This window comes from Vibrio sp. 397 (assembly GCF_033339395.1).
GTDB classification, from domain to species: domain Bacteria; phylum Pseudomonadota; class Gammaproteobacteria; order Enterobacterales; family Vibrionaceae; genus Vibrio; species Vibrio alginolyticus.
The window spans coordinates 60,459-73,443 of record NZ_JAWOUN010000005.1 but is presented as its reverse complement, the minus strand read 5'-3'; the positions used below and the strand labels follow the sequence as shown (position 1 = coordinate 73,443).

General features: G+C 44.0%; 11 protein-coding genes. 2 read left to right on the top strand and 9 right to left on the bottom strand.

The window, feature by feature from the left end; all coding sequences use genetic code 11:
* Positions 1-571: 571 nt before the first annotated feature.
* Positions 572-1,189, bottom strand: a complete 618-nt coding sequence (locus R7P36_RS09975; protein ID WP_005379248.1) for a c-type cytochrome — start codon at positions 1,187-1,189, stop codon at positions 572-574.
* Positions 1,190-1,348: 159 nt separating this feature from the next.
* On the opposite strand from R7P36_RS09975, the gene yihA reads away from it, so the two are divergent.
* Positions 1,349-2,008, top strand: a complete 660-nt coding sequence (gene yihA / locus R7P36_RS09970; RefSeq protein WP_017635019.1) for a ribosome biogenesis GTP-binding protein YihA/YsxC — start codon at positions 1,349-1,351, stop codon at positions 2,006-2,008.
* A gap of 747 nt (positions 2,009-2,755) precedes the next feature.
* Here yihA and polA read toward each other — a convergent pair.
* From polA to hemB, 3 genes are all read right to left on the bottom strand, one after another.
* Positions 2,756-5,542 (bottom strand): DNA polymerase I, encoded by a 2,787-nt coding sequence (gene polA / locus R7P36_RS09965; protein ID WP_213899384.1) that lies wholly within the window; start codon positions 5,540-5,542, stop codon positions 2,756-2,758.
* A 619-nt stretch (positions 5,543-6,161) separates the two neighbouring features.
* On the bottom strand, positions 6,162-6,596 hold the full coding sequence (locus R7P36_RS09960; RefSeq protein ID WP_005379245.1) for a GNAT family N-acetyltransferase: 435 nt from the start codon (positions 6,594-6,596) through the stop codon (positions 6,162-6,164).
* Positions 6,597-6,723: 127 nt separating this feature from the next.
* Positions 6,724-7,785, bottom strand: coding sequence for a porphobilinogen synthase (hemB, locus tag R7P36_RS09955; RefSeq protein ID WP_031777176.1), 1,062 nt, complete (start codon positions 7,783-7,785; stop codon positions 6,724-6,726).
* Between the two features lie 184 nt (positions 7,786-7,969).
* Between hemB and R7P36_RS09950 the strand changes: the two genes are divergently transcribed.
* Entirely contained in the window at positions 7,970-8,731 is a 762-nt protein-coding gene (locus R7P36_RS09950) for a TatD family hydrolase (RefSeq protein WP_005379240.1), read from the top strand.
* A 458-nt stretch (positions 8,732-9,189) separates the two neighbouring features.
* On the opposite strand, the gene tatC is transcribed toward R7P36_RS09950, so the two are convergent.
* The 5 genes from tatC to R7P36_RS09925 form a co-directional block, all read right to left on the bottom strand.
* Complete coding sequence (gene tatC, locus R7P36_RS09945) at positions 9,190-9,942, bottom strand: twin-arginine translocase subunit TatC (RefSeq protein WP_005379234.1); 753 nt, start codon at positions 9,940-9,942, stop codon at positions 9,190-9,192.
* Positions 9,943-10,010: 68 nt separating this feature from the next.
* The gene (gene tatB / locus R7P36_RS09940) at positions 10,011-10,409 is read right to left on the bottom strand and encodes a Sec-independent protein translocase protein TatB (RefSeq protein ID WP_213899383.1); all 399 of its coding nucleotides are present in this window, start codon (positions 10,407-10,409) and stop codon (positions 10,011-10,013) included.
* A gap of 3 nt (positions 10,410-10,412) precedes the next feature.
* A complete protein-coding gene (gene tatA / locus R7P36_RS09935; protein WP_005382958.1) occupies positions 10,413-10,658 on the bottom strand; it encodes a Sec-independent protein translocase subunit TatA in 246 nt (81 codons plus the stop codon).
* Positions 10,659-10,710: 52 nt separating this feature from the next.
* Positions 10,711-12,345, bottom strand: coding sequence for a ubiquinone biosynthesis regulatory protein kinase UbiB (gene ubiB, locus R7P36_RS09930; protein ID WP_005379226.1), 1,635 nt, complete (start codon positions 12,343-12,345; stop codon positions 10,711-10,713).
* Complete coding sequence (locus R7P36_RS09925; protein WP_005379213.1) at positions 12,342-12,977, bottom strand: SCP2 domain-containing protein; 636 nt, start codon at positions 12,975-12,977, stop codon at positions 12,342-12,344. Before R7P36_RS09925 ends, ubiB begins: the two co-directional genes overlap by 4 nt.
* Positions 12,978-12,985: the final 8 nt, after the last annotated feature.

Below are 12,985 nucleotides of genomic sequence, written 5' to 3'. Positions count from 1 at the left end.
AGCTTTCCCTGCCAAAAAGAGTTGTTTTTCATCTTCCTGATGAGTTTTGGCTATCCGTTTACTTCCTGTCTACTGAGCAACTTCCTGTGCCTGATCCGTTTCACTGTCTTAACCGTCAGACGAGATGACCATCCTTATCTGATAGGCTCCCTACCTATCTAAATCCCTTTCTAAATCACCAAGCATCCGAGCTACATCCTTGGAGACCTAAACCGTGGTCTTAAATCCTTACATTCACTCCCTGTGAACGACTTCTACTTTACGCCATCCCGTTATGCTCACAAGTAATGGGTTGAAAAAATAATCCGCCTATTTTTCTAAAAAATCAAAATTATCATTTAATCAAAAACTTAAAAACACTAACAAGAAAAAGCCAACATCAAGTATGGCAAATGTCTCACAAACTGCCGAGCCAACTATCGCTTTCGTATCCAAACTCGACTGTGATATCTGTCACGAACAAAAATGCCCTAGTGGATTCACTAGGGCATTTTTGTACAAGTTGCTCGAACGATGTAGGGACATCTACCCAACCAGCTCAAGATGCAGGTTCTTGAGCGATTTAGGTATATTAGTGCAGACCGCCAACGTATTTAGACAGCACTTCGATATCTTCGTCTGTCATTTTCTTCGCGATGTCGCGCATCATGGCATTCATATCATTACCACGGTCGCCATCACGGAATTTTTCTAGCTGAGCTTTGATGTAGTCAGCATGCTGACCAGAAATTTTCGGGAAACCTGAAAGCTCAGTACCATTGCCACGAGGACCATGACATGCAATACATGCGGTTAGGCCACGCTCGGCATCACCAGCGGTATAAAGCGTTTTGCCTTTTGCTACTACATCTTCAGGTGTTGAGTTTTCTGAAACTGGTAGCGAAGCGTAGTAAGCAGATAGGTCTGCGATATCTTCATCGCTCAGTGGCATTGCCATACCACTCATTACAGGATCGTAACGACCTTGTTTACCACCACTTGTCATGCCTAGCTTAAGTTCTTTTAACTGCTTCTCAAGATACTTAGCGTGTTGGCCTGCGAGTTTCGGGTACGTTGTTATTGCACTGTTGCCATCTGCTCCGTGACAGGCGACACAGGTTTGTGATTTTGCTTTACCAGCCTCAATATTACCTTGGGCCCATACTGAGCAACTGGCTAAAAGACTCAAAATTAGCGCTAATTTCTTCATGACATTCCATTATAATTATCAAGCTTCCAGTACCACGGAATGTGAACATACCGCGTACACTCATGGTACAATAGGCGACCTTATGCCGAGCACGGTTATTTTACACATTTTCACAAAAAAGTAATCAATCGACTACACAAAGTCGAGATGGAGTTAACAGTGAGCGTAAAAATTCATTACCAAAATACGCATTTCATCACCAGCGCACCCGATATTCGTCACCTGCCGGAAGACGAAGGTGTCGAAATTGCGTTTGCAGGACGCTCAAACGCTGGTAAATCGAGTGCACTTAACCGTCTAACTAATCAAAAAAGCTTAGCCAAGACATCAAAGACACCTGGTCGTACGCAATTAATCAACCTTTTCAAAGTAGAAGAAGGTTGTCACATTGTCGATCTACCTGGATACGGTTTTGCTCAAGTACCGGTAGAAATGAAAAACAAATGGCAGAAATCTTTGGGTGAATACCTACAGAAACGCGAGTGCCTAAAAGGCTTAGTGGTTCTAATGGACATTCGTCATCCAATGAAAGATCTCGACCAACAAATGATTTTCTGGGCCATCGATAGCCACATTCCTGTGCAGGTTTTGCTAACCAAAGCAGATAAACTAAAAAGTGGTGCACGCAAACAAACTCTACTGAAAGTTCGTAAGCAAGTAGAAACTTTCGGTGGTGACGTTTCTGTTGATGTGTTCTCCTCACTTAAAGGATTAGGTGTCGATCAGCTACGTGCAAAACTGGATACCTGGTTTGCACCAGCACTAGCACACCTGATAGAAGAAGACGAACAAGAGATACCAGCGAGCGATGAAGAATAATTAACAATATTTGTTAAATTTCTTCGACACGGCCCTGCCATTTGGTGGGGCTTTTGTTTATCTGAACTAAATAACAGGCAATAAAAATCCCCGCCTTCCTGGCAGGGATAACGGGAGAGAAAAATTGGTAATTATTGTTATGTGACGAAGCATTGCTGAACTGAGATTCGATTTCAATAGGTTAAAAAGCGCTCTTGTTTCCTGTGTATCACCAAACATTCACTCCAAAAACACCCAATAGCGTTACAATTCAGACAGTTAAGCCAAGCAAATCTTCAAAAAGATGTAACTTAGTTTCTTTCAAGAAAAAATAATAGTGTGACTGGCGTAAATTTACAGGATGAATAACGCAATAAATTTGAAGGAAAAATCGAGATTTTGCAGTAACTTAGAAAGGTCAAAAAAGAAGGTTTTTGAAGGCTAACTTTAAGCTGCTGATCCAAAAGAATAATTTTCTTTCGCCCAATAAAAAACGCCCCAGTCAAAAACTGACTGGGGCGGCTGAATCAGCCTAATCCAATAACGTGAAACAAAAGGTCTGAAAGATAGAACATCTTACCTCTGTACCCTACGAGTATTAATGTACAACAATTGGTCAGAATTGCAAAGAATTTTTGTAGTTTTTTTTCATGAAATTTTTATTAAGCAACATCAAAGTTAACTTTGCGCTAGCTTTTTTAATCTCAAAAAAAAGCCAGCGTTTGTGCGCTGGCTCATAATTAATTGGTTATTTTGGTCTAAAAGTGACTAATGAGCTTGATCCCAGTTATCACCGTGACCTGCTTCTGCAACCAACGGTACTTTTAGCTCTGCTGCAGATTCCATCAATTTCTGTACTTTACTTTCAATTTCGGACAATGATGACTCTTCAACTTCAAAGACCAATTCATCGTGTACTTGCATTAATAACTTCACACGACCATTGCCTTCTTCCTGAATCCACTGATCAACCAACAGCATCGCTTTCTTAATGATGTCCGCTGCCGTACCTTGCATTGGTGCGTTGATTGCCGCACGTTCAGCAGCTTTACGACGCATCCCGTTGCGCGATTTGATTTCTGGCAAATGCAAACGTCGACCAAAAATCGTTTCAACATACCCTTTATCTGCTGCTGTGCTGCGTGTGTCTTCCATGTACTGCATCACGCCTGGGTAACGTTCAAAGTATGTATCCATGTACGCTTGAGCCTCACCACGAGGAATGCCTAATTGCTTCGCCAAACCAAACGCACTCATGCCGTAAATAAGACCGAAATTAACCGCTTTCGCACGACGACGTTGCTCACTTGAAACATCCTCAATAGAAACACCCATGATTTCTGCTGCGGTTGCCGCGTGGATATCTTTGCCATCACGGAATGCATTCAATAAAGCTTGGTCGCCAGAAAGGTGCGCCATGATGCGCAGTTCGATTTGCGAGTAGTCGACCGCTAAGATTTTATGCCCTGATGGCGCGACAAACGCTTGACGAATACGACGGCCAGCTTCGTTACGAATTGGAATGTTCTGTAAGTTCGGATCAGTAGAAGATAGACGACCCGTTGCAGTCACTGCTTGGTGGTAAGAAGTATGCACGCGTCCCGTTGATGGGTTGATCATCTTCGGCAGTTTGTCGGTGTAAGTTGATTTTAACTTCGCCAGACCACGGTATTCCAAAATCAGCTTTGGTAGTGGGTAGTCTAGCGCGAGTTCTTGCAGAACTTCTTCATTCGTCGATGGTGTGCCTGATGGCGTTTTCTTCACAACCGGTAAACCCATTTTTTCAAATAGGATGGCTTGTAATTGCTTTGGCGAGTTCATATTAAACTCTTGCTCAGCAATTTCGTACGCTTTCTTTTCAAGCTCATCAAGGCGAGCGGTAATCTCGACCGACTGCGCACTTAGCTTCATTTCATCAATAAAGACCCCAGTGCGTTCAATGTGTGAAAGAACTGGCACTAACGGCATTTCAATCTCTTCGTAAACTGTCTTCAGGCTTTCATCCTGCTCGATATTAGCAAACAAGCGATTGTGCAGACGAAGGGTCACATCCGCATCTTCTGCCGCGTATGGCGATGCTTGTTCCAGTTCGATTTGGTTAAACGTAAGCTGATTTTTGCCTTTACCTGCAATTTGCTCAAAAGAAATGCAGCTGTGCTGTAGGAAGCGAAGCGCCAAGCTGTCCATATCGTGTTTACCGCCGACACTGTTGTAGATATACGATTCCAACATCGTGTCGTGCTTAATACCTTTTAGCTCAATGTCGTAACGAGCGAGTACAGACGCATCATACTTTAAGTTTTGACCGACTTTTGCTTTCGCTGCATCTTCAAGAATTGGCTTCAGCTGTTCTAGTACCCAATCACGATCAAGCTGTTCAGGCGCATCTAAATAGTCATGTGCAACTGGCACATAAGCCGCAATACCTTCATCGACAGCGAATGACAAACCAACTAGATTCGCTAGCATGTAATCTAGGTTATCGGTCTCCGTATCAAATGCAAACAGCTCAGCCGTTTGAAGTTTATCTAGCCAAGCATTGAAGGTTTCTTTATCCAGAATTGTTTCATATTGGCTGCGATCGATTGTTACCGCAGAAGTTTCCATCTCGGCTTGAGAAGAAGAAGCTTGTGAAGATCCTGCAAGCTCTACGGCCTCCACAGATCCAGAACCGCCTTCAAGTAGTTCATTCAACCAAGATTTAAACGTCAGTTGGCCATATAGCTTCACTAATTCGTCTTTATTTGGTTCCGCTTTCAGCAATGATTCTGGCGTTTCCTCAAGCTCAACATCCAATTTTATGGTCGCTAGCTCATACGAAAGCATGGCATTTTCTTTGTTGTCGATGAGCTTTTTCGCCATGGTTTTAGAACCACGGAAACCAAGCCCTGCAATATCATCGAGGTTTTCATACAACTTCGTCAGACCACCAATACCTTGCAGTAGTGCGGTCGCTGTTTTATCACCGACACCCGGTACACCAGGAATGTTATCTACTTTATCGCCCATCAGTGCTAAGTAGTCGATGATCAACTCAGGTGGAATGCCAAACTTTTCAACCACACCTTCACGATCCATTACGACGTTCGTCATGGTGTTGATCAAGGTAATGTTATCATCCACTAGCTGCGCCATGTCTTTATCACCAGTACTGATCAATACAGGCATGCCCTTTTGTGATGCTTGGTATGCTAACGTACCGATGACGTCATCCGCCTCGACGCCAGGAACACAGATCAGCGGCAAACCCATTGCACGAATAACATTGTGTAATGGTTCAATTTGACAACGCAGGTCATCCGGCATTGGCGGACGATTCGCTTTGTATTCTGCATACATATCATCACGAAAGGTTTTTCCCTTTGCATCGAAAACCACCGCGATGCGCTCAGACGCAAACTGACGCATCATGCTGCGTAACATATTCACGACGCCGTAAACGGCATTAGTTGGAATTTCACCATTGCTCATGGTGCCCGGGTAGGCGTGAAAAGCGCGATATAGGTAAGAAGAGCCGTCGATAAGGATCAACGGATTTTCAGGAATACTTGCCATAATTGTCTGTATCCAATTCAGTACTTGAGAGATCTGCCTAGGATGCCATGACTGCTGATCTGAATCTATCTTGTTCGCTCGATCTAGGTCGCGTAAATTTTTCCGACTTTATTCACGAAAACACCACCTCCTGTGGATAACTCTGTTTATAGAAATTATCCACTGGTTATCCAATAACAAAAAACACAAGAAAACACCAACCCAAACCATTGATTAATAACAACAAATTCGCATAACGGCGAGAAGATCAACGATCCTAAAATGATCATCGCATGTGGAAAAGATATTAATAGTGACGTCAAATAGAAATCGTAGAAAAGAAAAAAGCGACCCGAATGGGGTCGCCTAGCAGAAGTGGTAAAGCAAATTCTGTAAATAGAGCAGCTTAACCAAGAAGCTATAAATTACACTGGAAGCAATGTGAGCAATGTCGTGTCAAAAAGAATTCGTGCAAGTTCTCGGAAAAATGTTTCATCACTTCTCAACTTTCAGTTAATTAACTTCTGTTAATAAGTCACTCAACGTCCTTGTGAACTTTCCTCATTCCCTAAGACAGGTTTAATAATAATGATTCTCATTTCGTAGTCAACAGTTAAATGAGAAAAAATCTCATTTATTTTCACATTGCTTTAATGAAATGCACTCGAGATTCTCGAAGATTTACTTTTTCTTCAAACTTTTCAATTATATAGCCATTTCTCAACAACAAGCGAAGCATAGCCGGAAACTGGTTTCGAGATTTCACTTTTAATGTGTTGTAGCCTTGTTCTGCCACCCAATCCTCTTGAGCTTCCAAAAGCAGTTGTGCCACGCCTTCATTTCGAGCTTCAGGGACAACACCACCTAACCAGCTATAGAAAACACCATCCTCTAATTCGTAACCTATTTTGAAGCCGACAATCGTGCCATTTTTTTCTGCAACGAGGATTAAACTGTTTTTCTCTTCTAAACGTTGAGTCATGGAGTCTACCGTTTCTCCTTTCGAAAACTCGGTAACACGCGCCACAACTTGAAGTGCTTCTTCCAATGTGCCTTCACGAATCAGCATTGTCATTATTCTCTTCTCCAAAATAAAAATACCCAAGCACCTTGGATTGTTACTGTTGTAATCCGCCTGAGGTTACTTGGGTATATACAGACGAACAACTCTTGTTGGTCTGGTATTTCTCACTGAGCGATAATTACTCTTCTGTCGCTTCCGGAGTACGATTTAGGTGTTGAGCAGTTTGTGCATTCTCTTCTGCCAACCACTCAGCAACGTCTTTCGCAAAGTACGTTAAGATGCCATCTGCACCTGCACGTTTGAAGCACAATAGTGATTCCATCACAATTTCACGCTCTTTGAGCCAGCCATTCATGATCGCCGCTTTATGCATCGCGTACTCGCCAGAGACTTGATAAGCAAATGTCGGTACTTGAAGTTCAGTTTTTACTCGGCGAACTACATCTAAGTATGGCATACCAGGTTTAACCATCACCATGTCCGCACCTTCATTGATGTCTAGCGCCACTTCGTGAATCGCTTCATCAATGTTTGCTGGGTCCATTTGGTAGTTTTTCTTGTTGCCGCCTTTTAGATTTGAAGAAGAGCCAACCGCATCACGGAATGGTCCGTAGTAGTTCGATGCGTACTTAGCCGAGTAAGCCATGATTTGAGTATGAATGTAGCCCGCGTTTTCTAATGCTTCGCGGATCTTACCAATTCGGCCATCCATCATGTCTGAAGGCGCGACTACGTCAGCACCCGCTTCTGCATGAGACAAAGCCTGCTTAACCAATACTTCTGTGGTTTCATCATTCATTACGTAGCCATCTTCATCGATGATGCCGTCTTGGCCATGTGTCGTGAATGGGTCGAGTGCCACGTCTGTGATTACACCAATTTGAGGAATGTGTTCTTTAAGTGCTCGTACTGCTCGCTGAACCAAACCTTCTGGGTTGTAGGCTTCAGTAGCACATAAGCTTTTAGCGTCTTGGTTTACGACAGGGAAAAGCGCGATTGCTGGAACGCCTAGATTTGCAAGGTATTGTGCTTCTTCTAGCATTAAATCAATCGACAAACGCTCTACACCCGGCATGGACTCCACGCTCTCACGACGATCTTTACCCATAAGAATGAACATTGGGTAAATCAGATCATTAACAGAAAGTTGGTTCTCAGCCATCAAACGACGACTAAAATCGTGCTTACGTAAACGACGCATACGGCGTGCAGGGAATGGACCTTGAATTGATACAGACACCATTTTCTCCTTGTCTGGACGGTTATGATGATCAAATCATCTGGTGAACAAAATCATATCACTCTTGATGCATGTTGCGAGTGACAATCTGGAAAAAGGTAATGAAAAAAACTGAAAATGACCCAGCACTCACACTCAAGTATACTTCGAATACGAAACCAACCATGAAGCACAGAGAGTAACGATGATCGATACCCACGCGCACATCTATGCTAGCGAATTTGATAACGACCGCGATGAAGTAGTACAACGCGCCTTAACGCAAGGCATTAATAAAATCCTGTTGCCAAACATCGATCTGGACTCAATTGAGCCCATGCTAAAAACCGAAGCGGCATATCCTGACGTATGCCACTCAATGATGGGGCTGCACCCTTGCTATGTGGATAACAACGTTGAGCAAACGTTGGAGATCATCCGCGGCTGGTTTGAGAAACACAAGTTTATTGCGGTGGGCGAAATCGGTATCGACCTGTATTGGGACAAAACCTATCGTGCTGAGCAAGAAATGGCGTTCGTAGCTCAACTTAACTGGGCAAAAGAGATGGATTTACCGGTCGTTATCCACACTCGTGATTCGATTGAAGAAACACTCACTTTGCTACGACAAGAGCAAGATGGTCGTCTGCGTGGTGTATTCCACTGTTTTGGAGGCAGCTTAGAAGAAGCACAAGCAATCAATGAGCTAGGCTTCCACTTAGGCTTGGGTGGCGTATCAACCTTTAAGAATGGCGGGATGGATAAAGTCATTCCACATTTGGATATGCAGTGGGTCATTTTAGAAACCGACTGTCCATATTTAGCGCCGGTGCCACACCGTGGTAAACGTAATGAACCAGCCTACACTTCTCTCGTTGCACAACGTGTTGCCGACTTGCGTGATGTCGACATCGCAACCATCGATGCCATAACGACTGAGAATGCCAAAAAGCTGTTTAATATTTAATTCACGAGAATTGAAAAAGCGACGAAATCAACGTCGCTTTTTTATCACCTAAACTATTGAATGAACGATTCAACCCGTTGAAATAGTAGAACAATCCATACAAAATTATTGATAAACATAATAATTAACTAGCAACTCTACTTACTTCTCATATCGTCACTTTACTTCGTCCGCTTTGCAAAACTGTCGACAACTCGACACATTATTTTTCTATACTGATTTACGCCCATTAATTAGCACAAATGTAAAATAGCATGAATATGGAAGTTGAAGTGTGTACACATGGTGCTTACTTACAACGCGTACCGCGCAGTTTTTTTCAAAAGCTGCTGGGCATCAAGGAAGTATACGTATGCACAAAATGTGGTTACGTCATGAAAGTTAAGTAATTAGCCCAAGAAAAAACCAACCGCAAAAAAAGCGGCTCAATTGAGCCGCTTTTCACATCTAGATTAGCCTTATTCTTCGGTTTCCGCTTCTACTTCTTCGCTTCGACGAGTATAAAAACGCGCGAAGAACAAACCGACTTCAAACAGTAAACACATCGGAATAGCGAGTAAGGTTTGCGAGATCATGTCTGGTGGCGTTAACACCATACCTACGACAAACGCAGCCACTATAATATAAGGACGTTTCTGTCTTAAATCTTCTGGTGTAGTGGCCCCAGTCCAACACAACAAAATAATCGCAACAGGCACCTCAAATGCGATACCAAACGCCATAAATAGCGCCAGCACAAAGTCGAGATAACTCGAGATATCAGTTGCAAACTCTACTCCACCAAGAGAGATGGCGGTAAAGAAGCCAAACACCAATGGAAATACCACGAAGTAGGCAAATGCCACTCCACAGTAGAACAATAGCGAACTAGAGAACAGCAGTGGCATGATCAATCGACGTTCATGCTTGTACAAACCTGGCGCTACAAAGGCCCAAACTTGATACAAAATAAACGGCACCGCAATAAATACCGAAGCAATTAACGTCAGCTTAAGTGGCGTAAAAAAAGGTGACGCTACATCCGTAGCAATCATGGTCGCGCCTTCAGGTAGACGTTCTACTAAAGGTGCGGAAACAAACTCGTAAATGTGGTTAGAGAAATAAATTAGTCCGACAAACACGACCAACACTGCGAGGATTGAGCGCAGTAGTCGGTTGCGAAGCTCCAACAAATGACTAATTAAAGGTTGTGTCTGCTCGACGGTAGACATGGCAAACCTCTTATTAAAAACCAGATCAAAAAGGAGCTACCAATCACTAGTAGCTCCTCCTAATGAGACTATTCGGCTTTCTTATCTGCCGCTGTAACCTTGCTCTCTTCCGCTTTCTCTACCTTTTCTGCTGCTGGCTCTGTTTTTACAGGCTCAGCCTCTGAATCGGTGTTCTTTGCGTAAGGACGATTTACAGATTGCGCTGCCTTCTTCAACTCTTCAACTGAAGATTTCAACTCAGGGGACAAATCATCCATCCCCATTTGTTCTGCTTTGCGCAAGTTTTCTTGCAGCTCTTGGACTTTCAGCTCGTGTGACAATTCGTCTTTGACGCTATTTGCCATACTCTTAGCGGCACCGATAAAGCTAGACACGCTGCGAATAGCATGAGGCAAACGCTCCGGCCCAAGAACGACCAGACCAACAACAGATATTAATACCAGTTCCCAAAAACCGATATCAAACACGTTTTACGCCTGCTCTTTGTCTTTTTTCGTTTCAGGAGCAGCTTCTTTTTTCTGCTGCTCTTCTAGACTTTTTGGTTCGAAGTCTGCGTCTTTGTCATTTTTCGCAGGTTCATCTTCGCTCATCGCTTTTTTGAAGCCCTTAACGGCACCACCCAGATCGCCACCGATACCACGTAGTTTCTTTGTTCCGAATAGCAATACAACAATTACAGCAATGATTAGAAGTTGCCAAACACTGATACCACCCATTCTCTTTACCTCGGGTCTTTAAACAAACAAAAATATTTCAAGAGTTTAACGTCTATTGACGATAAGCTCGCCAACTAAGCAGCCAAAATGTGACACCTGCGATACCGCAGGCCAACGAAAGCTGCTCAAAAGCATCGTTCACCAATATTGCCGAGCATACGACTAAAGTCGCGCCAACGCCAAACAAAAACTTTCCTGTCGCCTGCTGGCGCTTGCTCTGGCGATACCCTTGATAAAGCTGATCCATACGTTGATTCATCGCTTTACCTTGTTTCAGGCTATCGTAAAGTAGCTCTGGCAGTTCAGGTAATTTCTCTGCCCAAAATGGTGCGCGGTCTTTAATCGCATTCACTAGAGCTTGCGGCCCAACTTGATTCATCATCCATTCCTCCAGGAATGGTTTTGCGGTCTCCCACAAATCGAGTTGAGGATATAGCTGCCTACCAAGCCCCTCCACGTACAACAGCGTTTTTTGCAACAGTACAAGCTGTGGCTGAACCTCCATATTGAATCGACGTGCCGTGTTGAACAAATTCAACAACACATGACCAAAGGAGATTTCGCACAATGGCTTAGCAAAAATAGGCTCACACACAATGCGAATCGCGAACTCAAACTCATCGACATTGGTATCCGCAGGCACCCACCCTGAATCCACATGTAACTCCGCCACTCGGCGGTAGTCACGATTGAAAAACGCCAGGAAGTTTTCCGCCAGATAACGCTTGTCTTCGCTATTAAGTGTACCAACGATTCCGCAATCTAGCCCTATCCACATTGGGTTCTCTGGATGTTCGGGTTTGACGAACACATTACCCGGATGCATATCGGCATGGAAAAAGCTGTCTCGGAACACCTGAGTGAAGAACACACTCACACCGCGTTCCGCGAGCAATTTCATATTGGTGCCATTTGCTTTCAAGCCTTCAATATCAGAGACTTGAATGCCATATATTCGCTCAGAAACCATGACAGTTTCATTACTGAAGTCGGGAAAAACTTCAGGAACATACAATTCTTCGCTGCCCTCAAAGTTGCGGCGCAACTGAATGGCATTCGCCGCCTCACGTCGCAAGTCGAGTTCATCAAGCAGGGTTTTCTCGTACTCACGCACGACTTCAACTGGTTTTAAACGACGTGCTTCAGGCATCGCTCCGGCGACTATACGCGCCATTCGGTGCATCAGTTTTAGATCTGAATCAATGACTGGGCGAATATCTGGGCGGATAACCTTTAATACCACTTCTTGGTTAGTGTCTTTTATGCGCGCAGTATGTACCTGAGCAATCGACGCAGACGCCAGTGGTTTGATATCAAACTCGGTAAACCATTTTTCTAACGGACCACCTAATGCTTGCTCCATCTGCTTTTTTGCCAACTCGCCATCAAAAGGAGCGACTTGGTCTTGAAGTAAAGCTAGGGGATCAGCGATATGCGGAGGAAATAAGTCACGGCGCGTCGACATCATCTGACCGAACTTAATCCAAACCGGCCCCAGCTCTTGCAGTGCTAAACGCAGACGTTCACCGAGTGGTTTTTCTGGGTGCTTGTTCTTAATCCAAAACAAGCTTTTGCGCAGTAAAAGCGGAGCTTTGGTCAGTTGGTGATCGGGAAGCAGCTCATCTAAGCCGTATTCCAGTTGTACTTTGGCGATGTGGTATAAGCGCTTTAGTTCTGCTGGCGTCATGGTTTCTCCAATGCAGGCTTATCTGCATCCAGCTTATTCAGCAAAGCCGTTAAACGAGCTTCAATGCGAGAAGCCTGGCTGCGAACCTCATCAACTTGGTCGCAGAAATAGGCCACTTCTAACGGAGCGGGAGCCAGTTTCCATTCTTCAGTCACTACTTGCGCCAGATGACGCTGGTGTTTTTCTGCTTGAGACGCAAGAAAGTTGCCGATGTTTTTTGAACCTTGCACAAAGGTATGTGCGGCGACATCGCCAGTCACGCGAGACAACCACTCTTCAACATCTGGTTTGCAATCCACCATCAACTGAGAGAATTTCTGCGCCAATTGAATATCGCCTTCGAGTTCAAGTTTATCTTGTTTAATAAGACGAGTGATGTTGGCCTGATCGCGCAGCTCTGGTAACACACTCAAGTTGAGCGATAGATAGCAGTTAGGCTGCCCTTCGTAATGACCAAGCACATCAATTTGCTGACTAAAAACGAATGTCAGTGTTTTATTGATCTCTTTCAGGTGAACTTGAATAACTTGACCTTTTAGACGCGCTAAACGACGGCCCAATGCAGGGTCGTCTTTGATCAGTGTATTCAGTGACGTTTCAATCACAGCGGTGATAAGTGGTTCAAATGGCATGCCGTTAA